The sequence below is a fragment of the Mycobacterium sp. P4_H6 genome, assembly GCF_056400845.1.
This window is the reverse complement of record NZ_JBFUKN010000015.1, coordinates 63,086-83,803: the sequence shown is the minus strand read 5'-3', so window position 1 is coordinate 83,803 and position 20,718 is coordinate 63,086. Positions and strand designations below refer to the sequence as shown.

The window sequence follows — 20,718 nt, the reverse complement described above, 5'->3', positions numbered from 1 at the left end:
ACCCACCGGGCATTAACCCCCGGTGCCCCGCCGTGAACCGAACCCACATGTCTTCGTCGTGTTCGGCGCCACCGGCGATCTCGCCCAGCGAAAGCTGTTTCCCGGTCTGTACCGCCTGGCGGCGACAGAGAGGCTGCCGGGCGATTACGCCGTGATCGGATCGGGCCGGCATTCGCCCGGCAGCGACGACGAGTTCCGCGACACCATCGGCGCGGCCCTGCGCGACTCGGTCGACGGGCTGGACGACGGCGTGTTGTCGGACCTGTTGTCCCGTATCAGCTTCCAGACCTCCGATGCCGACGATGGCGCCGATCTGGCGGCCGCGGTACGGGAGGCGCGGGAGAAGCTGGGTGACGACGCACGGGTGGTGATCTATCTGTCGGTACCGCCCCAGGCGATGCAGTCCATGATCGGCATGCTCGGCCACGAGGGGTTGGCCGAGGACGCGCGCATCGTGGTCGAGAAACCGTTCGGCACCGACCTGGCGTCCTCGCGTGATCTGGACGCGGCGCTCAAGCAGATCGCCGATGAGGACCGGGTGTACCGCATCGACCACTTCCTGGGAAAGGAAGCGGTGCAGAACATCCTGGCGCTGCGGTTCGCCAACGGGCTCATCGAGCCCTCCTGGAACCGTGAGCACCTGGAGTCGGTGCAGATCGACGTGCCCGAGGAACTCAGCATCGAGGGCCGCGGCAGCTTCTACGAATCGACGGGCTGCTTCCGCGACATGATCACCACCCACCTGTGCCAGGTGCTCGGCTTCATCGCGATGGAGCCCCCGCAGCACGTCGACGCGGTGTCGTTGCGGGACGCGAAGGCCGAGGTGTTCGCGGCGCTGCGACCCTTCGATCCCGACCGGGTGGTGTTCGGTCAGTACGACGGCTACCGCGACGAGGACGATGTCGACGAGGATTCGGCCGTCGAGACCTTCGTGGCGCTGGAGGCCTTTGTCGACACACCGCGCTGGCAGGACATGCCGTTCTATCTACGGACCGGCAAGACCATGGGCGATACCCGCCGCACCGTCACCCTGACGTTCCGTGCGCCGGAGGCGGGCCCGTTCACCGGCGACGACCACGGCCCGAACAGGCTGGTCCTGGAACTGACCGACGAACCGGGGGTCGGCGCGCACCTGCTGGCCAAGCGGCCCGGTCCTGACCTCGACTTGATGCCGGTCGACCTGACCTTCGACCTCGGCGAGACGGTGACCGAAGACGTTCCGCTGGAGGCCTACGAGCGGCTACTGCTGGACGTCATCCGCGGTGACCAGACACTGTTCACCCGTTCCGACGAAGTCGATCGGCTCTGGCAGGTGTGCCAGCCGGTGCTCGACGCGCCGCCGGCGGTGAAGACCTACGCCAAAGGGTCATGGGGCCCGGACGAGGCGCTGGCGCTCACCGACTGGTGGCTGCCCGATGAGTGAGCGCCCGCTCGCGATCTCGCAGCACGGGTTGATCGGCGATCTACGCACCTGCGCGCTGGTCGGCACCGATGGCACCATCGACTGGTTCTGCGCACCGAGATTCGACTCTCCCAGTGTGTTCGGGTCGATCCTGGATCAAGACCGAGGCGGCAGTTGGCAATTGACACCCACCACCGAGGTCACCCGCACTCAGCAGTTCTACTACCCGGACACCGCGGTGCTGATCACCCGGTTCCTCACCGACGACGGGGTGGTGGAAGTCCACGACTTCATGCCGGTGCTCTCGCCCGACGAGCCGGAGCACCGTCAGCGGTTGGTACGGCGGGTCAGCGGGGTGCGAGGCTGTCTGCGGCTGCAGATGCGCCTCGACGCGCGACCTGATTACGCCCGCCAGTCGTGCACCGCGGAGCGCTCAGGGGACGGGGTCCTGGTCACCGGTGACGGTGTGCGGCTCGGACTGATCGCCTCGACCGACCTGGCGATCAGTGAGGACGACGAGAACACCCTCGTGACAGCAGAATTCGAGCTGAAAACCGGCGACACGGCGTCGTTCATCCTGGAGATGCTCGCCGACGGCGACGAGGTCACGGCCGACTCGATGGACCGCACCGACGCGCTGCTGGACGCGACGACGGCATTCTGGCGGGACTGGATTTCCTCGTCGACCTACACCGGGCGCTGGCGCGAGACGGTGCACCGCTCGGCCATCACACTCAAGCTGCTCACCCACGAGCCCACCGGTGCGATCATCGCCGCGCCGACCACCAGCCTGCCCGCCCCGATCGGGGGCAGCCGCAACTGGGACTACCGCTACGTCTGGATCCGCGATGCCGGATTCAGCATGTACGCCTTGCTGCGCCTCGGATTCCTCAATGAAGCAAGGGAATTCACCCGTTGGCTGTCCGAGCGGATGGGGCAGCGCGACGGCAAGGACGACAAGCGTCTCGGTCCGCTCCGGGTGCTCTACGACATCGACGGCAATCTGCCCGAGGAGTACGAACTCGACCACCTGTCGGGGCACCGCGGGTCCAGGCCGGTCCGGGTCGGCAACGCGGCCGCCACGCAGCTACAGCTCGACATCTACGGCGAGATCATCGACTCGGTCTACCTGTTCAACAAGTACGGCCCGGGTATCAGCCACGATGCGTGGATGGATGTCTGCGACATCGTGGACTGGGTCGCCGAGAACTGGGACCGATCCGACGCGGGTATGTGGGAGGTCCGCGACGAGGCCATGCCGTATACGACATCGCGGTTGATGTGCTGGGTGGCAATCGAGCGGTCGATCCGCATCGCCCGGGCCCGCGGACTGCCCGGGGACCTGGTCGCCTGGGGCAAGGCCCGCGACGACATCTACGAACGCATCATGACGAAGTCCTGGAATCCCGAGCTGGAAGCCTTCACCCGGGTGGAGGGCGGCGAGGATCTGGACGCCGGGGTGTTGCTGATGCCGATGGTGAAGTTCCTGTCGCCGGCCGATCCGCGGTTCCTGTCGACGTTGCGGGCGGTCGAGAAGCATCTGGTCACCGACAGCCTGGTGTTCCGGTACGAACCGGGGACCGACGGACTCGACGGGAAGGAGGGCACGTTCTCGATCTGCTCCTTCTGGTACGTCGAGGCGCTCACCCGCGCAGGCAGGCTCGCCGACGCCCAACTGGCGCTGGAAAAGATGTTCACCTACGCCAACCACGTCGGCCTCTACGCCGAGCAGGTCTCGGCGACCGGCGACCAGGTCGGCAACTTCCCGCAGGCGTTCACCCATCTGGCGCTCATCAGCGCCGCCATCAACCTGGACCGCGCACTGAACGGCTGATCTGCCGGTCCCTTGCCGAAACGGCCGTGCCGCAGTGCGCGGTGGCCTAGCCTCCACATGACATCGCATGTTGTCAGGGCGTAGGGGGTCGGCGGTGYAGTCTGAGGAGCGCGTCACGGGCAGGTCGTTGCGGTTCGGGGTGGCGGCGATGCTGCTCAGCGCGGGTCTCGTGGTCGCGCCCGGGCCGGCGGTGGCGTGGGCTGACGACACCGGGTCGACGTCATCGACGTCCAACGACTCGGGTTCGACGAGCACACCGGATCCGTCCGACGAGCCCACGAAACAGGCCGACCCGGACAAACCGGAGTCCGGGGACACCACCGAGAACCCGACCGACGACAAGCCGGGCTTGTCGGTCAAGGAACCCAGGACCACCCCGAAGCGCGCCGGTGCCGAGGCCAGGCTGGACCGCGACGAGCCGCTCACCACCCGCCGGGTCGAGCGGTCCGTGCGGACCGCACGCGCCGCGAGCAACAGTGCGGCGTCGGTGGCGGTGCTGACGGTCCAGGACGCGCCGCCACACTTGGCGGAACCTGCAGTGACGGCCAAGACCGCGGCGCCCACAGTGCTCGGAACCCTTGCCGCCGCCGTCGAGGTGACCACACCCGCGCCGCCGAGACCGCTGTCGCCGATCGCGACCGTGCTCGAGCTGCCCGGCCGCGTCATCAACGCGGTGCTGCAGTTCCTCGATTTCACTGCCGGCGCGAGTGGCCCACGAAGCCCGTTCAACATCGCGCCGATCAACGATCTGCTGTTCGCGGCCTTCCGTGAACTGGAACGCCTCGGCGGGCTGCACCGGACACCGGCGGTGCAGCCGGTGCTGCCCACCATGACCTACACCGGTCCCACCGACCGGCCGACGCCGACCGTGGCCCAGTTCCTCAACGCATCGACGGCCGCTTACGGCTGGGGCACCACGCCCGGCGGCATGGTGCCTTTCACCGTCAACGGATTCCAGCTCCAGTCGACCAACATCTTCTCCGGCATGTCCGGCAAGGCCTGGGTGACTCCGCAGGGACAGGTCGTGATCGCCTACCAGGGCACCACCGGCGGCACGAACCTGCTGATCAACCCACTCATCACGCTGACCCAGATCGCCGCCGACATGCAGGTGATCCTCACCGGCACAACGCCGTTGGCGTTCTATGATGCGCTGCGCTTCGCGCGCCGCGTCCAGGACGAGGCCGCCCTGCAGGGCTACGCGGCCGACGATGTCTTCGTCACCGGCCATTCGCTGGGTGGTTGGGAGGCGCAGTTCGTGGCGCAGCGCACCGGTCTGGCCGGGATCGGATTCGAGTCGCCCGGCCTCAACACCAAGATCGCGGGCAACGGCGCCGACTCGAACTTCGTCAACGTCGCGCAGTACGGCAGTCCCGCCGCGTTCATGGCCACCGATCTTCCTGCGCTGCAACCGTTCTTCCCGCCCTACGTGCCCGGCGGTGGCAGCAAGCCGCACTACGGTCCGATCGTGCTCATCGGTGATGCCGAGGCCATGAACCCGATGCGCAACGCGGCCGCCATGTGGGGCAAGAGCCTGATCGGCAGCCTCGTCTTCGCGGTCGATTTCCTCGGCAATTTCTTCCAGTACCACCTGATGGGGGTGCAGGCCTACCACCTCGACGTCGATCCGACCCCCGGCGTGGTGCCCTGGTTGGGGACGCGGCGGGGCACCGTCCACACCGGTTACGGCGAGCTGACCATCCAGCAGTTGCTCAAGGCGGCGTCCGACGACGGAATCCTGATCACGCCCTGACGCTCCGATCGCTTGCGCAGACGACAATTACAGGAATGTTTCCTGTCAGTTCCCTGGGAGACCAGAAAATTTACGCTCTTCGGACTGCGGAATCATAGATTTCCGGCCAAGATGGCTACCCGGATCGCTTAAGAAGCGTAAACGTGGACGGGACTCGCCCGAGCCGCGAACCTAGGGAGCCAGATGAGCAAGCTGCGCACAGCCCTGCGCAAGACGACTGTCGTGTCCTGTATCTCCGTTGTCGCCGTCTTCGGCGTCGCCGCGTGTGGCGGCGACGAAGGCTCCGACGCCTCAGGCGGCGGGGGTGACATCAACATCTCGATGACGTCGTTCCCGGATTACGTCGACCCGCAGCTGTCGTACACCGTCGAAGGGTGGGAGGTGCTGTACAACACCTACACCCCGCTGTTGACGTACAAGCACGCCAAGGGCAAGGACGGCACCGAGGTGGTGCCCGGGCTGGCCGAAGCCATGCCGGAGGTCTCGCCGGACGGCAAGACCTACAAGCTGAAGCTGCGGTCGAACATGAAGTACTCCGACGGCACACCCATCAAGGCCTCGGACTTCACCTACGCCATCCAGCGACTGTTCAAGGCGGATTCGGGTGGCTCGGTGTTCTATCAGGCGATCGCCGGTGCCGGCGACTACGCCGACGGTAAGGCCGACACGATCAGCGGCATCGTCACCGATGACAACACCGGCGACATCACCATCACACTGAACGAAGCGAACGGCACGTTCGAAAATCTGCTCGGGCTGACCTTCGCGGCGCCCGTTCCGCCCAGCACCCCGCTGTCCGATGACGCGACGAACAACCCGCCGCCGTCCAGTGGTCCGTTCATGATCACCAAAGTCGAAGCGCCGCAGACCATGACGCTGGAACGCAACCCGAACTTCCAGACGGTCAAGGATGCCGGCGCCGACGAAGTGGCCGATGCCAGCGTCGACAAGATCACCGTCACGCAGAACAAGAGCAATACCGCGCAGGTCACCGGTGTCGAGCAGAACACCATCGATTTCATGGTGGACCCGCCCGACGCCGATCGGCTGGCGGAGGTGAAGGCCAAGTTCGGTGACCGGTTCCGGCTGGAGGAATCGATCAACACCTACTACTTCTGGATGAACAACAAGACCGCCCCGTTCAACGACATCAAGGTCCGGCAGGCCATCAACTACGCGGTCGACCCCGAAGCGCTCAACCGGGTGTTTGGCGGGCGGCTGCACCCGACACAGCAGATCCTCCCGCCGGGGATGCCCGGCTACGAGGAGTACAAGCTCTACCCGGGACCCGATATGGAGAAGGCGAAACAGCTGATCGCCGAGGCCAATCCGACGGACCGCGATATCACCGTGTGGACCGACGATGAGCCGGACCGCAAGCGCATCGGCGAGTACTACCACGACGTGCTGACCCAGTTGGGCTTCAACGCCACACTGAAAGTGATCGCCGGCGACGTGTATTGGGCGACGATCGGCAACCAGAGCACCCCGGATCTCGATACCGGGTTCGCGGACTGGTTCCAGGATTTCCCGCACCCGGATGACTTCTTCCGCCCGCTGCTGAACAGCGAGTCGATCCTGCCCACCAATGGCAACAACTTCTCCCGGGCGTCCTTTCCGGAGTTGGACGCCAAGATGAACGAGTTGCGCACCAAACTGCTCACCGACGGTGACACCGAGGCGCAGTACGCGGCACTGGACAAGGCCTACATGGAGCAGGCGGCGTGGGCGCCGTACGGGAACGAGGAGTTCGCCACCTTCGTCTCCGACCGGATGGACTTCGACAAGGCCTACAGCCACCTCCTGTTCAATCAGGACTGGTCGGCGCTGGCACTGAAGTAGGTATGGCCACCCCGATCGACGCGGTCGAAGGACCCGGGGACCCCGCACTTCCGGTGGGGGTTCCCGCGGCCCAGATCCAGGGCCGAAGCCCTTGGTATCTGGCGTGGCTTCGGCTGCGGCGCAACAAAGTCAGCCTCGCCTTCGGAGTGCTGTTCATCGTGATCGTGCTGTTCTGCCTGGCGGCCCCGCTGTGGGCCGAGCATGTGGCGCACACCGGGCCCAACGAGAACCACATCACCGACGTGGTGATGATCGACGGCCAGGAGACCGACGTCGTCTCACCCGACGGCACCCCGATCGGGCCGGGCCTGCACGGCCGGTATCTGCTGGGCGCGGACCAGAACGGCCGCGATGTGATGGTGCGCCTGATGTACGGCGGCCGGACCTCCATCTACATCGGTGTCGCGGCCGCGGCCATCACCACGGTGCTCGCCGTCCTGGTCGGGCTGCTGTGCGGCTTCTACCGCGGGTGGATCGACGCCACGCTGTCGCGGGTGATGGACGTGGTGTGGGCGTTTCCGGTACTGCTGCTGGGCATCGCGCTGGGCACCGCACTTGCCTTGGGCGGGTTGAAGATCGGCGCGCTGCAGGTGGCCGGTGACTCGTTGTGGATCCCGATCCTGATCATCGGGCTGGTCTATGTGCCCTATATGGCCCGGCCGATCCGCGGCGAGATCCTGGCGTTGCGGGAGAAGGAGTTCGTGGAGGCGGCGGTGGCGCAGGGCAAGGGCCCGGTGCGGATCATGGTCAGTGAGCTGCTGCCCAACGTGGTGTCCACCATCATCGTGTTCTTCACCCTCAACATCGCCAACAACATGCTGCTGGAGTCGGCGCTGTCGTTCCTGGGGGCGGGTGTGCGGGCCCCGAACGCCTCCTGGGGCACCATGATCGCCGACGGTTACCAGACCATCTACACCGCGCCGCACCTGACGATCGTGCCCGGTTTGATGATCGTGCTGACGGTGTTGTCGCTCAACGTGTTCGGCGATGGTTTGCGGGACGCGCTGGATCCGCGCGCCAAGATCCGGTTGGAGCACTGACATGCTGCGTTTCGTGGTCCGACGGCTGATCGGCATGGTCGGCGTGCTGTTCGCCATCTCGGTGCTGGTGTTCCTGATCTTCAATGTGATTCCCAACTCCGACCCGGCGGCGCGCATCGCGGGTAAGAACGCCGACCCGGAGCTGATCGCCAGGGTGAGTGCCGATCTGGGGCTCGATCAACCGGTGTACGTGCAGTACTTGACGATGATGAAGYAGATCTTCACCGGCCAGCTGACCTCCTATGCCAGCTCGCAGAACGTCGTCGAACAGATCTGGAAGGGCTTGCCCGCCACGCTGTCGCTGTGCATCGGTGCTGCGGTGCTGTGGATGGCGCTGGCGATCTGGTTCGGGTATCTCAGCGCCGTGCATGCCGGAAAGTTCACCGACCGCGCACTGACCATCCTGTCGTTGGTGGGCATCTCGATGCCGGTGTTCTGGTTGGCGGCAATCCTGTTGTACTACTTGAGCTTCAAGGCCGAGCTGTTCCCCACCAGTAGTTACGTACCACTCACCAAGGATCCGCTGGACTGGGCGTATCACCTGATCCTGCCGTGGCTGACGTTGGCGGTGCTCTACGTCGGGTTCTACAGCCGCGTGCTGCGGTCCAACATGCTCGACGTGATGAACGACGACCATGTGCGCACCGCGCGGGCCAAGGGCATCAGCGAACGGCAGGTGCGCATCAAACATGTGCTGCGCAACTCGATGATCCCGATCGTCACCCTGTTCGGGCTGGACTTCGGCGCCGTTGTCGGCGGTGGCGCGATCCTCACCGAGACGGTGTTCAACCTCAACGGCGTCGGATTGTATGCGGGACAAGCGATCGGGTCACTGGACCTGCCGCCGTTGATCGGGGTGACGATGTTCGGGGCGTTCTTCATCGTGCTGTTCAACACCTTGGTCGACGTGGCGTACGCATTCCTGGATCCACGGATCCGGCTCGGAGAGGCAGCACCGGTATGAGTCCCTTGCTCGAAGTCGACAATCTGCGTGTCAGTTTCACCACCCAGGACGGTGTGGTCGGTGCCGTTGACGGCGTCTCGTTCGACCTGTCCGCCGGGGAGGTGCTGGCCATCGTGGGCGAATCGGGATCCGGCAAGAGCGTGACCGCGCAGACCGTGATCGGGCTGACCCGCGCGCCGAACGCGACCATCGGCGGCGCGGTGCGATTCGACGGCAGGGATCTGACCCAACTCGACGACCGTGAATTGCAGGGTGTGCGAGGCGAACACATCGCGATGGTGTTCCAGGATCCGATGACCTCGCTGAATCCGGTCTATCGGGTGGGTGATCAGATCACCGAGATGATCCGCGCGCACCGCGACGTCTCCCGGGGTGAAGCGCGTGACCGCGCGGTCGAGTTGCTGCGCACAGTGGGTATTCCCAATCCGGAGCGGCGCGTGCGCGACTACCCGCACGAGTTCTCCGGCGGTATGCGCCAGCGGGTGATGATTGCCATGGCATTGTCCCTGGAGCCCAAAGTGCTGATCGCCGATGAGCCCACTACCGCCCTGGACGTCACGATTCAGGCCCAGATCCTGCGGCTGCTGGCCGATCTCAACGCCGAGCGCGAGCTGGCGGTGGTGCTGATCACCCACGATCTCGGGGTGGTCGCCGAGGTCGCCGACCGGGTGCTGGTGATGTACGCGGGGCAGGTGGTCGAAGACGCCAGCGTCGAGGACATCTTCTACGATCCGCAACATCCCTACACGTGGGGCCTTTTCGGTTCGCTGACGCCGCTGGACGCACCGCAGCATTCGCGGTTGCCGCAGATCGGGGGAGCTCCGCCGTCGATGCTGTCGCTGCCGCCGGGATGCCGTTTCGCGCCGCGCTGCCCGCATGCGTTCGACAACTGCACGCAGCTACCGCCCTTGGAGACGCGAGCGGCGGTCGGCCACCTGGACCGGTGCTGGCTGGACCCGGTGCAGAAGTCGACGCTGCGTGAGGTGGACGGCCGGATCGGTTTGCGTAAGGCGGTGAGCTCATGAGCGCCGGTGAGCCGCTACTGGAGGTGACCGACCTGGTCAAGCATTTCCCGATCAAGGCGGGCGCGGTCATCGAGCGTGAGGTGGCTCGGGTGCGTGCCGTGGACGGCGTCAGCCTGACCCTGCACGAGGGGGAGACCCTGGGTCTGGTCGGTGAGTCCGGGTGCGGGAAGTCGACCCTGTGCCGGCTGATCCTGCAGTTGCTGGCGCCCACCTCGGGATCGGTGCGGTTCCAAGGGCAGGAGCTGGTGGGGCGGTCCCGCCGGGATCTGCGCCCGATCCGGCGCGACATCCAGATGGTGTTCCAGGACCCGTACGCGTCACTCAATCCGCGCAAGCGGATCGGGCAGATCGTCGGCGACCCCCTCGAGCTGCACGGGCTGGCCAGCGGCGGCGAGGTGAAGCGCCAGGTGCAGGACCTGCTGGACCGGGTGGGTCTGCAGGCCGAGCACTACAACCGCTTCCCGCACGAGTTTTCCGGCGGGCAGCGGCAGCGGATCGGGATCGCCAGAGCATTGGCGTTGCGGCCCAAGTTGATCATCGCCGACGAGCCGGTATCGGCTTTGGACGTCTCGGTGCAGGCGCAGATCATCAACCTCTTCGAAGATCTCCAGCAGGAATTCGGGTTGTCGTATCTGTTCGTCGCCCACGACCTCGGGGTGGTGCGGCACGTCTCGGACCGGGTGGCGGTGATGTACCTCGGCAAGATCGTCGAGACCGCTGCGGCGAACGAGCTGTACGACAAGCCATTTCACCCGTACTCGAATGCGCTGCTGTCCGCGGTCCCGATACCGGATCCACGGCGCAACGCCGCCCGCGAGCGGGTGATCCTGGAAGGCGACGTGCCCAGCCCGATCGACCCACCGTCGGGATGCCGCTTCCACACCCGGTGCCGGTGGGCCACCGACGTGTGTACGGCCGAGGAGCCGGACATGATCGAACGGGAGCAGGCGCACGCGGCGGCCTGCCACCACCCGCGCAATCTGGAGGCGGTGGCTGCCGGCTAGCGCACCCGGACCAGGGTGCGTCCCCGGTTGCCCCCGGCGCGGATGCGCTCCAAAGCGGTGGGTACATCGGTGAGCGCGACCTCATCGGCGGCCAGCTCGTCGAGCAGCGGGGGACGCAGGTCGCGGCCGAGTCGAGCCCACACGTCGCGGCGGCGGTCGATCGGGCACTGCACCGAATCAATCCCCAGCAGCGAGACACCTCGCAGGATGAACGGAAAAACCGTRGTGGGCAACGCTATTCCACCGGTGTTACCCGACGCGGCCACCGCGGACCCGTACCGAAGCGAGGCCAGCACCGCTGCGAGGGTTTCACCGCCGACGCTGTCCACTGCGGCGATCCAAGCTTCCTTCTGCAGCGGCCGCTTCGGATCACCCACCGCCGACCGGTCCACCACCTCGGTGGCGCCCAGGGTGCGCAGCCAGTCGGCGGCCTCTGCCTTGCCGGTCACCGCGGTGACGGAGTGGCCCTGGGCGGCCAGGATCGACACGGCCACGCTGCCCACGCCACCGGTGGCTCCGGTGACCAGGACGGGGCCCTCGTCACTGGTGGTGAGTCCGTGTTCTTCGAGTGCGATCACGCTGAGTGCGGCGGTGAATCCCGCGGTGCCCACGATCATTGCCTCGCGCAGGCTCAGGCCGTCGGGCAGCGCGACGACCCAGTCGGCCGGGACGCGCGCATACTCGCTGTAGCCGCCRTGATGGGCGACTCCCAGGTCGTAGCCGTGCACCAGCACCTCGGCGCCCTCGTCGAGACCGGAAGTGCCCGGGTCGACGATCGTGCCGGCCAGGTCGATTCCGGGGATGAGCGGGTCGATGCGGGCAACCTTGCCGTCCTTGCTCGTGGCGAGCGCATCCTTGAAGTTCACGCTCGACCACGACACGGCGATCAGGACGTCGCCGTCGCCGAGTTCGGACAGGGGGAGCGAACGGACGGCCAGGACCGTTTCAGGTCCGGACGAATCGGCGACGAGGGCGCGAGTCGTGTTGGTCTCTTCAGATGCCACGGTGCCTCCTAGGTGATGTACCGGCGCAGTGATTCGTTGAGCAGCGTAGTCCGGGTATTCAGGTGGCGGTGACGCCCGGAATCCGTCCTTCGCGAAACGCTTCGACGAAGTGCCGGTGGTCGTCGCGAACCCTGGCCGCGTACTCGAGTCCGAACGCGACGATGTCGGCGACGAAGTCGGCCTCGTTGTCACCGATCGCGGTGACGATGGCCTCCTCGGTCTGAAAGTCGACCAGCGACTGGTCGCTGTCCGTGTCGCTGACGCAGTGCACCTTGGCGACCGCCTGACCGAGTTGCTCGATGACCTCGGCGAGTTCGTCCGGCTCGGTCAGCTCGCTCCAGTCCAGATCGGCCTCATAGGGCGAGATCTCGCTGACCACGAAACCGACCCCGTCGATGTCGGTGTAGCCGAGCAAGGGATCGGCGTGTGCCTGTAAAGCGCGCTGCGAGACCACCGTTCGGTGGCCGTGATGCGTGAAGTAGTCGTGGACTTCCTTGTCGTCGATCACCCGGCTCGGCGCCGCCACATTGCCCTGCTTCATCGAGAGCACGGCGTCGTTGTCGAGCGCCTGGTTGAACCCCTCGATCAGCACCGTGTAGGCGGGCAGGCCGGCGCTGCCGATACCGAAGCCGGTCTTGGCGATGACATCCTTGACGTCATAGACGATCCCACGGAAGCGCTGGGTCTCGGGGATCGTCTCGAGGTACCTCTCGAAGGCCGCCACCACCTTCTCGCGTTCCTCGTCGTCGAGTCGCACGACGCCGGGTAGCTCGCGGAAGCGACGGTCCCATTCGTCGACGACGGTCATGCGGTCGAGCATCCCGGCGCGGGTCGAGAGGCGGGCCGACTGCAACGCGGACAGCACCGCGCCGCGGGCCGTCTCGAGGTTGAGGGAGAACGCGGAATCGTCCTCGATCTCGACGAACCAGCGAACCTGGTTCAGGTATGCACGCGCGAACGTCTCGATCAGCATCGTGATCGTCTCGTCCGAAAGCGCCTTCTGCCAGCACATCAACGCCACACTTGCGGCGAAGCGCTGCAGGTCCCAGGTGAAGTGGCCGACGTAGGCCTCGTCGAAATCGTTGACGTCGAAGATGAGGACCCCGGCGCCGTCCATGTACGTGCCGAAGTTCTCGGCATGCAGATCACCCTGGATCCAGACCCGGCTGGTGCGTTCGTCGGCCCACCTGTCCTCCAGGGCGAACACGTCGGCGTAGAACAGGCAGGCGCTCCCGCGGAAGAACGCGAACGGGTCGGCGGCCATCTTGCGGAACTTGGTCCGGAAGGCGTCCGGGTCCGCCTCCATCAGATCGCTGAAGGCGTCGACGAGTGTCTCGACGATGAAGGACTCCCGGTCGTCGCCGTCCGTGACCGTCTCGGTCATCGGGCGCCTGTGTTCATGGTTGTCCCTTCAGACTGCCGATTCCGAGCGAACCGTCCTTGGGCCGCTGCTCGGCCTTGGCCTCGACGTCGTCGACGTAGGTCTGCGGGTCGCGATCGACGATGAGCAGGCCTTTGGGGGTGGGGTGCTGGGCCATGAACTTCCGGTACTCGCGGCCCAGTTCGTTGCGCAGATCAGCAGGTGCGTTCGAGCGGAAGTCCGCCAACCCGTCGCGCTCCTCCTCACCCATGTGTTCGTCGTTGGCCTCGCGCGTCCGGCCGACGGCTGCCCACCAGGTAGCCGAACCGACCGACGCCGCGTCCGCGTCCCGGACGCCGTCGCGGATGTCGTTGTGATCACCGATGGCGTCCAAGGTCTCGTCTTCGGGATCGTCGGCACCGCGCTCCAGCAGTCGCGGATAGAAGATCTTCTCCTCGATATAGGCGTGCACGTCCAACTTGTCCGCAAGTGGGCGCCACACCTGTTGCAGTGCTCTGGAATCCGACGATTCCTGTGCGTGTAGGTCGTCCAGTCTGGCGAACTGTTCCCGGAACCAGTCGTGGTCCTCCCGGATCAGATCGGTGATGTCTGAGGTCATATGATCGGTTCCTCCTCGGGGCCCAGAACGCGTAGCCAGCGATAGCCGTAGGGGGCGAGGTCCAACTCGACCCGGCCGGACTTGTCGAGCTCGGTCTCGGTGAGACCGTCGAGCAGGTCGACGAGCACGGATCCCGGTGCGACGTCAGCGAGTTCGAGAGCAACGATGCAGCCTTCGGCGCCGAAGTTGTGTAGCGCGACCATCGACCATCCGGACTCCTCCCGGCAGATATGCGCCAGTACCGCCCGGTGGGGCTGCTTGAGGATCTCCACCGTCGACCAGCCGATCTCTGGCTGCTCGCGGTAGGTGTAGATGAGATTGCGCATGAACCACCAGAAGGAGCCGTGATCGCGGCGCTGATCGGCGGCGTTGACGCGTTTGGGTCCGTACAGGCCGTCCGGGAGCGGGCGGGTGAGGCGGCGTTTCGATCCGCTGGAGAAGCCACCATTGGGTCCGCCGGTCCACTGCATCGGACTGCGGACCGCGAGTCGTCCTGGAATGTCCGGGTTTTCCGCCATCCCGATCTCCTCGCCGTAGAACAGCACGGGAGTTCCCGGCAGGGAGAACGCGAGCGAGTAGGCCATCTTCATCCGGCGCTCGTCGCCGCCGAGCATCGCCGGCAGCCGCCTGCGCAGTCCTCGGTCGTAGAGCTGCATGTCGGGGTCGGGCCCGAAGGCGTCGAAAACCTCTTGTCGCTCACTGTCGCTGAGCTTGTCGAGGGTGAGCTCGTCATGATTGCGGATGAAGTTCGCCCACTGGCTGGTCGGGTCGAGTGTGGGTCGCTGACGTAGGGCTTTGGCGATGGGTCGGGCGTCGCCGCGGGCCATGGACAGGTAGATCTGCTGCATACCGATGAAGTCGAACTGCATGTTCAGACCGTCACCGTCGGGGCCGCCGAAGAACTTCTTCTGATCCTTGTACGGCAGGTTCACCTCGCCGAGCAGAACGGCGTCACCCAGCCTGCGGGTGATGAAGTTGCGGATATCGCCGAGGTACTGGAAGGGGTCAAGAGTGGCTTTCTGCCCGGGCACCGTGTCATTCGCGAACAGGAACGGGACGGCATCTACCCGGAACCCCGACACGCCGAGCTCAAGCCAGAACCCGAGGGTGCGTGAGATTTCTTCCTGCACTTTGGGATTGTCGATATTGAGATCGGGCTGATGCTTGTAGAAGTGGTGCAGGTACCACTCACCGGTCTTGGGGTCGAGTTCCCAGATGCTGTCCTCCTGGTCGGGGAAGACGACGTCCTTGGGGCTGGACTTGGGTTCGGTTGCGCTCCACACGTAGTAGTCGCGGTACGGGTCGTCCTTGCTGCGCCGGGCCGACTTGAACCACGGGTGCGCGTCCGAGGTGTGGTTCATGACGAAGTCGACGATGACACGGATGCCCTTCGCCTTCGCGGTGCGCACCAGTTCGACGAAGTCGCCGAGGGTTCCCAGACGCGGGTCCACACCGTAGAAATCGGTGATGTCGTAGCCGTCATCCTTGCGGGCGGTGGGGTAGAACGGCATGAGCCACAGACACGTCACGCCGAGGTCGTTGAGGTACTCGAGGCGGTCGGTCATCCCGCGGATGTCGCCGGTGCCGTCGCCGTTCCAGTCGTAGAAGGTCTCGATGTCGGCGCAGTAGAAGACGGCGTTCTTCCACCACAGGTCGCCCGAGTCTGCCGATCTCATGCGGGCTGCCGAGTCGCGGACAGCTGCGGCAGCACGTGCTGGCCGAACGCGTCGATGAAGCCGGCCTGCTGCTGGCCCACGAAGTGCAGATACAACTCGTCCCACCCTTGGTCGACGTACTGTGCGAGCCAGTCCGCGTGCTGAGCCAGGTCGCTGGACACGTTCACCGACTTCCTCACCTGCTCGGTGGACACGGTTTCCCCGATGACGTCGAACGCCTCCACCGTCTCCAGATCCCAGGACACCGGCGGGGCGAAGACGTTGTTGCGCCACTGGTCGTGCGCGATGGCGACGGCCTGCTCCTCGGTGGGAGCCCAGCTGAGGTGGACCTGCAGACGCGCGGGACCCCGGCCCCCGGCCTCGCGGTAGGAGTCCAGGATCTTCTGCAGTGTGTCCTTCGGCTGGTTGACGGTGATCAGGCCGTCGGCCCAGGCGGCGTGCCGGGCCGCGGTCTGCGGGGTGACGGCCGGGCCGACGAGGTCGGGGACGGTGTCCGGCAACGTCCATAGCTGCGCACGGTTGACGTGCACGAGCCCCTCGTGGCTGACCTCCTCACCCTGCAGCAGCCGCCGGATCACCTGCACGCATTCGATGAGGCGCTCGTCGCGTAATTCCTTGCGCGGCCACACTTCTCCGGTGACACGTTCGTTGGAGGCCTCGCCGGATCCGAGGGCCGCCCAGAAGCGGCCGGGGAACATTTGCGCCAGCGTGGCGATGGCCTGGGCGATGATCGCCGGGTGGTAGCGCTGCCCGGGGGCGTTGACGACGCCGAAGGGCAGTTGCGTGGTGGCCAGGGCCGCGCCGAGAAACGACCAGGCGAAGCCCGACTCGCCCTGGCGGGTGCTCCACGGGCTGAAGTGGTCCGAGGACATGCCGGCCATGAAACCTGCGCGCTCCGCGTGCTGGACGTCCTTGAGCAACTGGGCCGGACTGATCTGCTCGTGCGAACAGTGGAATCCGATGACCGCCATCGAGCGTGCATACCCGTTCTGGCCCGCACCTACGCGCTGGTCAATATGGAGCCGATGACGGGAATCGAACCCGCGTATTAAAAAGAGCTTCTTCAGCCCGAATCTGCGAGGGAATGAGTCATGAGGGAGGCTCCGCGCGGGCATGTTGACTACCTGGACAGAACCTGGCTACCTGATCTACTTCGTGGCGAGCGCTCCGGGCAGTTCGGTCACCCTACCCCGGGCGCTTCCGAGGTTAGCGTTCGATCACGAGATCTGGTTGRTCCGCTAACGTGCTCACGGGTTCTTCTGGGACCGTACGATCGTCGCGGTCGATAACGAAAGTGAATGTGCGCCCCTGAGCGCTTCGGGCTTGTTGCGGATCTGAAGAACCGCTTGCTGGCGGCTCTAGCGTCAGCAGTACTCGAAACTAGCTGCCCTGTGGGAATTTTGCACCGCAAAAATATACGGGCGATGTCGTCATGGATTCACGACTTTGGAAAGTCCGTAATAGACCTCGACGATGGCTAGCTGACGGTGAATGGCCGCCCGGTGTGTGTTGCTTGAGCGAGACGCTTAATTTGCGAATGTAGGGGGCACAACTCCTGACACGAGTTTAGTTGGCAAGTGCGGATGCGGCGTCCACGTAAGGCCGATAAGCTGGTTAGCCAGCACTCCAGATGCGCATCCGTAAGCAGCTTGGTGCGGTGACCTTGCTGAATTGACAGTGTATTTGGTGGCGAGTCAGCTATAGAAGAAGGAGAGTCCACGGTCAATGTTAAAGCCCCGACTTCCCGCGTTTCCGCCTGGTATGACGTTAGGGATAGCGGCAGCAGCTGCCGCTGCCGTATACGCCATTCTAACAATCGTGGAGGCACCTGTGTGGGCTCGCGTTCTAGGAGCCGTGTGCGTATTAGTGACAGGCGTCGGCGTAGTAGTGGAGAAGTGGAGATCTGAACAACGGGCTAAGAGTGAAGTCGAGAAAGACAAGAATATGCTGCAGTCAGAGCAGGTTCAGAAATGGTTGTGTGCGGTTCGAGAATGCGTTATTTGGGAACCGCCCAGCCTGCACGATGTAGATCCCGTACGGGATCTGAGCGTCGTGCGATCCGAGTTGGCCAGTAAGTACATCGCCAGAGGCGAGCATCTATCTGTATATGTGCCGCGTGACATCGACGCGGTCGCTGTCAAAGAACTTCAAGCGCAAGGAGCACTATTGTTGATAGGCACCCCTTCAAGCGGCGTGACTCGCAGCGCGCTCCAAGCGGCACTTACCGCCCCGAGTTCGTCTGTTGCAATTGTTCCGTTGACTCCGGCGGGGCTGATAAGAGCGTTCGGTGAGCTAGATATCATCTCGCGTATTGAGAAGAAAAATTCTCGCTTAGTGATTTGGCTCGATCAAATCGATTCATACACCTCCGCTGGCTTGAACGTATCTATTATCCGCCATTGTCGTGAGCGTTTTCCAGGTCTCCGTATAGTCGCGACGATTTCATCTTTGAAGTACGAAAGTTGGGCTAGCGAGTATCGTGCAGTCGCCGATATTTTTATCAACCCAATCGTCGTCGAACGATTGCCTTCGCTGGACGAGCTGCAGAGGGCAAGTCTGCTTTACCCAGACGAGGATTTCGGCGACGGCATTGCGACAGCGTTTACGGTCACTGGAAGACTTTTGAGACGCCTTAAAGGTGGGAATACCAGCTGTCCTCATGAACCGCAGATGGTTGATTGCGCTATTTCGCGAGGGTTGGTCCAATTAATAAACGAGTGGGCTCAAACAGATATAAGACGAGATTTATCAATGGCTCAACTATCGACTCTGCTAGAGCAGCGATGCGGTCATCGGCAGTCGCTTGGCCAGTCTCATATCGACGCAGCTTTGGAGTGGGCGACGAAACCGATTATTGGTAAAGCAGCGCTCGTCAAGATCGACACTGATGGCGGTCAATCTAGAATGGCGGTTCACCCAGTCCTCGTCGAGATTGGCCGCGCAGAATCTGACGGCCCGAGCGCCGATGTATGGGCCGCCGCTCAGGATCAGGCTCGAATGGCTAAGGACTGTGAAACTGTTGGCCGTGTCGGGTTCAGCGCTCATGCGCACGGAAAGACCGAGATTGCCGCGCGATCTTGGGCTGACATCCACACGTTGGAGCCTTCTGCCGTTGAGTACATGGAGCGTGCTGCGGTTGTGAGCAGGAACGCGGGCGATTTCATCGGAGCGGTGGCTCCCCTGGAACGCCTCTTGGAGCTTACCGTGCTTGAGTTCGGCCAACAGTCTATTCAAGCGGCTGAAATAACGAAAGAACTTGCTGCTACTTTGGCGGACGCGGGACAATTACAGTGTGCTCACGACTTTTTTCTAAGCATTCTCGAGACTTTCGAATCAATCCTGGGTGCCAATGATCAGAGGTTGGTGCCCATTTTACGCAGGCTCGGCAGCAGCTACTCTGAGTTATTGCAACCAGAAGAGGGCATGAAAGCATTGGAGCGGGCGCAGGCGATAAATGGCTCCGATAAGCCTAATGATATGGCTGAGGCTGCGCATATTTTAAACCATATGGGCATTGTTCACCTCAAGCTTGGCGAGTATGAAAAGTCTCGTGTCGCATTTCTTCGCGCATTGCAGATTGCCGAGCGTGAAGGAATGAAGAGGAGTTTCATTGGGTACATTATGGATCACCTTGGACAGGTATATGTTGAACTCGGGGCTGTCGATGAAGGACTCAAGACTCAGAAACGTGCATTATCAATCGTTGAAGAAGATCTGGGTAAGAGGCACTTCAAGGTCGCAGCAGTCCTCAGTAACATCGGACGGACATTAATGTTATACCAGCGACCGCTCGAAGCGCGGGATAGTCTGGAGCGTGCGTTCGGGATTTTATCGGTGAATTCTGGCTCGGATCCCGTTTTTGCGATGAGGGTTCTAACGAATCTGGGAAATGCTTGGCAAGCTAGCGGAGACAGTGCGAAGGCTATCGAGTTGCATGAGCAAGCTGTCTTATTTTTCGGTCAAGAACGAAACACATTTTCTGATTTAGGGACGGCTCTATTCGCCCTTGGTAACTCGTGGTCAGGTTTTGGTGACGAAGAAAAGGCTGCCGAGGCGTTTTTGAAAGCCCTACCGATTCTTGAGTCTGCACACGGAGAGAACAATACTGCGGTAGCTTTGTGTGTTCTGAACTTGGGAAATTCATTTTCTCGACGTGGTGAGTCCGAGGTTGCGATCGATTATCACCTTCGTGCTATAAAAATACTGCGCGAATTATATCCGCATAACCATCCGTTAGTGCAGCAAGCAATGTTTGTTGTTCGAACGAATCATCCAGACTCCACTGCCTTTCATGAAAGGTTCGACGCCAAGCTGTTTTAAGCCTGAATTTCCTGATGTACCGCAGTCTGCGGTGGTCTACGTTACGACAGAGAGGGCTGCCCACCCGATGTTGAGCTCGCAGCCAGCGGCTGAACAGCGACGAGCTCACACGCAGTTGATCTACTCGGCCACTGATCAGCAACTCGGCTTGGAAGAACGGTACCGGGCAGCCGCGGGTGTGATCGCCCGGATCGGAAGTTGCGTGGACTACACGCTCTTACTGATCTGGTACTTACAGATCAGTAAGCCTGATCCAACTCGACAGATTTTTCGTCCTCACTGATCCATCTGCAGATCGACGGGGAGGCCGATGATTTTCACCGCATTCTCTATCCCCGACAGCGGCCGTCGCCAACGTGGTTCGTTCTAGCAGAGTGTCTGTTCCGTCGCTAGGAGAAGCGCATGTCTTTCTCCATCGCGGCACCACATTACCTAGCTGCCGGAGGCGCGTACGCAAACCTTGAAACGCGCCGACATTGCGGATTGGGGTTGGCAGGCTGGCGAAGGCCGGCAAGCCATCAACGGTTCGTCACCACCATTTCGTTGTGCGCCATGTGCTTTCGGAATGCGTGGCTGATGGCCGGCTGACGGTCAGTCCGGCTGATCGTCTAGTTGCCTACCGAGCGCAGCCGGAGGTCCCCTGGCGTCGTCGATGGTCCGGACATGTTCCTGACCGCCGCCGAGGTCTCAGCGCTGGCCGACGGGACCCCTTGGCCATGCCTGGTGTCGGTACACGTCGCTGCCAGTGCGGTCTGCGCGCTGCCGAACTGGCGGGTTTACAGGTCGGTGACGTGGAACTGCCCGATCCGCCGATCAACCCGAACGCTCCGATCGACCGGGCGTGCTGCGCGTGGTTCGGACGATCATCACGATCG

At 63.5% G+C, this 20,718-nt stretch carries 14 protein-coding genes; 9 read left to right on the top strand and 5 right to left on the bottom strand.

Features of this window, described 5'->3' with window-relative positions; all coding sequences use genetic code 11:
• Window positions 1–22 precede the first annotated feature (22 nt).
• The 8 genes from zwf (at window position 23) to AC1DTF_RS08800 (ending at window position 10,864) form a co-directional block, all read left to right on the top strand.
• Window positions 23–1,423, top strand: a complete 1,401-nt coding sequence (zwf, locus tag AC1DTF_RS08835; RefSeq protein WP_477473806.1) for a glucose-6-phosphate dehydrogenase — start codon at window positions 23–25, stop codon at window positions 1,421–1,423.
• Window positions 1,416–3,236, top strand: a complete 1,821-nt coding sequence (locus tag AC1DTF_RS08830) for a glycoside hydrolase family 15 protein (RefSeq protein ID WP_477473805.1) — start codon at window positions 1,416–1,418, stop codon at window positions 3,234–3,236. Before zwf ends, AC1DTF_RS08830 begins: the two co-directional genes overlap by 8 nt.
• Before the next feature lie 148 nt (window positions 3,237–3,384).
• Entirely contained in the window at window positions 3,385–4,989 is a 1,605-nt protein-coding gene (locus AC1DTF_RS08825) for an alpha/beta hydrolase family protein (protein WP_477473813.1), read from the top strand.
• A gap of 183 nt (window positions 4,990–5,172) precedes the next feature.
• A complete protein-coding gene (locus AC1DTF_RS08820; protein ID WP_477473804.1) occupies window positions 5,173–6,831 on the top strand; it encodes an ABC transporter substrate-binding protein in 1,659 nt (552 codons plus the stop codon).
• Window positions 6,832–6,833: 2 nt separating this feature from the next.
• A complete protein-coding gene (locus AC1DTF_RS08815) occupies window positions 6,834–7,871 on the top strand; it encodes an ABC transporter permease (protein WP_477473803.1) in 1,038 nt (345 codons plus the stop codon).
• A 1-nt stretch (window position 7,872) separates the two neighbouring features.
• The gene (locus AC1DTF_RS08810) at window positions 7,873–8,835 is read left to right on the top strand and encodes an ABC transporter permease (protein ID WP_477473802.1); all 963 of its coding nucleotides are present in this window, start codon (window positions 7,873–7,875) and stop codon (window positions 8,833–8,835) included.
• A complete protein-coding gene (locus tag AC1DTF_RS08805; RefSeq protein WP_477473801.1) occupies window positions 8,832–9,860 on the top strand; it encodes an ABC transporter ATP-binding protein in 1,029 nt (342 codons plus the stop codon). Before AC1DTF_RS08810 ends, AC1DTF_RS08805 begins: the two co-directional genes overlap by 4 nt.
• Window positions 9,857–10,864 (top strand): ABC transporter ATP-binding protein, encoded by a 1,008-nt coding sequence (locus AC1DTF_RS08800; protein WP_477473800.1) that lies wholly within the window; start codon window positions 9,857–9,859, stop codon window positions 10,862–10,864. Before AC1DTF_RS08805 ends, AC1DTF_RS08800 begins: the two co-directional genes overlap by 4 nt.
• Here AC1DTF_RS08800 and AC1DTF_RS08795 read toward each other — a convergent pair.
• Genes AC1DTF_RS08795 through AC1DTF_RS08775 form a run of 5 tightly spaced genes read right to left on the bottom strand, consistent with a single transcriptional unit; the run spans window position 10,861 to window position 16,494 of the window.
• Window positions 10,861–11,868 carry an acrylyl-CoA reductase family protein gene (locus AC1DTF_RS08795; RefSeq protein WP_477473799.1) on the bottom strand — a complete coding sequence of 336 codons (1,008 nt, stop codon included), beginning with the start codon at window positions 11,866–11,868 and terminating at the stop codon, window positions 10,861–10,863. The genes AC1DTF_RS08800 and AC1DTF_RS08795 overlap by 4 nt on opposite strands.
• A gap of 58 nt (window positions 11,869–11,926) precedes the next feature.
• Complete coding sequence (locus AC1DTF_RS08790) at window positions 11,927–13,252, bottom strand: DUF2252 domain-containing protein (RefSeq protein WP_477473798.1); 1,326 nt, start codon at window positions 13,250–13,252, stop codon at window positions 11,927–11,929.
• 13 nt (window positions 13,253–13,265) lie between these two features.
• Window positions 13,266–13,847: a hemerythrin domain-containing protein gene (locus tag AC1DTF_RS08785; protein ID WP_477473797.1), complete on the bottom strand. Its 582-nt coding sequence runs from the start codon at window positions 13,845–13,847 to the stop codon at window positions 13,266–13,268.
• Window positions 13,844–15,523: an alpha-amylase family protein gene (locus AC1DTF_RS08780; protein ID WP_477473796.1), complete on the bottom strand. Its 1,680-nt coding sequence runs from the start codon at window positions 15,521–15,523 to the stop codon at window positions 13,844–13,846. The genes AC1DTF_RS08785 and AC1DTF_RS08780 overlap by 4 nt, the downstream gene beginning before the upstream one ends.
• Window positions 15,520–16,494: a TIGR03885 family FMN-dependent LLM class oxidoreductase gene (locus AC1DTF_RS08775; protein WP_477473795.1), complete on the bottom strand. Its 975-nt coding sequence runs from the start codon at window positions 16,492–16,494 to the stop codon at window positions 15,520–15,522. The genes AC1DTF_RS08780 and AC1DTF_RS08775 overlap by 4 nt, the downstream gene beginning before the upstream one ends.
• 847 nt (window positions 16,495–17,341) lie before the next feature.
• Here AC1DTF_RS08775 and AC1DTF_RS08770 point away from each other — a divergent pair.
• Window positions 17,342–19,843, top strand: coding sequence for a tetratricopeptide repeat protein (locus AC1DTF_RS08770; RefSeq protein WP_477473794.1), 2,502 nt, complete (start codon window positions 17,342–17,344; stop codon window positions 19,841–19,843).
• Window positions 19,844–20,718 lie beyond the last annotated feature (875 nt).

Coding starts and splice junctions, on each gene's coding strand:
- AC1DTF_RS08820 (WP_477473804.1), top strand. CDS start 5,173: ATGAGCAAGCTGCGCACAGCCCTGCGCAAGACGACTGTCGTGTCCTGT.
- AC1DTF_RS08830 (WP_477473805.1), top strand. CDS start 1,416: ATGAGTGAGCGCCCGCTCGCGATCTCGCAGCACGGGTTGATCGGCGAT.
- AC1DTF_RS08815 (WP_477473803.1), top strand. CDS start 6,834: ATGGCCACCCCGATCGACGCGGTCGAAGGACCCGGGGACCCCGCACTT.
- AC1DTF_RS08805 (WP_477473801.1), top strand. CDS start 8,832: ATGAGTCCCTTGCTCGAAGTCGACAATCTGCGTGTCAGTTTCACCACC.
- AC1DTF_RS08780 (WP_477473796.1), bottom strand. CDS start 15,523: ATGAGATCGGCAGACTCGGGCGACCTGTGGTGGAAGAACGCCGTCTTC.
- AC1DTF_RS08790 (WP_477473798.1), bottom strand. CDS start 13,252: ATGACCGAGACGGTCACGGACGGCGACGACCGGGAGTCCTTCATCGTC.
- AC1DTF_RS08800 (WP_477473800.1), top strand. CDS start 9,857: ATGAGCGCCGGTGAGCCGCTACTGGAGGTGACCGACCTGGTCAAGCAT.
- AC1DTF_RS08825 (WP_477473813.1), top strand. CDS start 3,385: ATGCTGCTCAGCGCGGGTCTCGTGGTCGCGCCCGGGCCGGCGGTGGCG.
- AC1DTF_RS08785 (WP_477473797.1), bottom strand. CDS start 13,847: ATGACCTCAGACATCACCGATCTGATCCGGGAGGACCACGACTGGTTC.
- AC1DTF_RS08775 (WP_477473795.1), bottom strand. CDS start 16,494: ATGGCGGTCATCGGATTCCACTGTTCGCACGAGCAGATCAGTCCGGCC.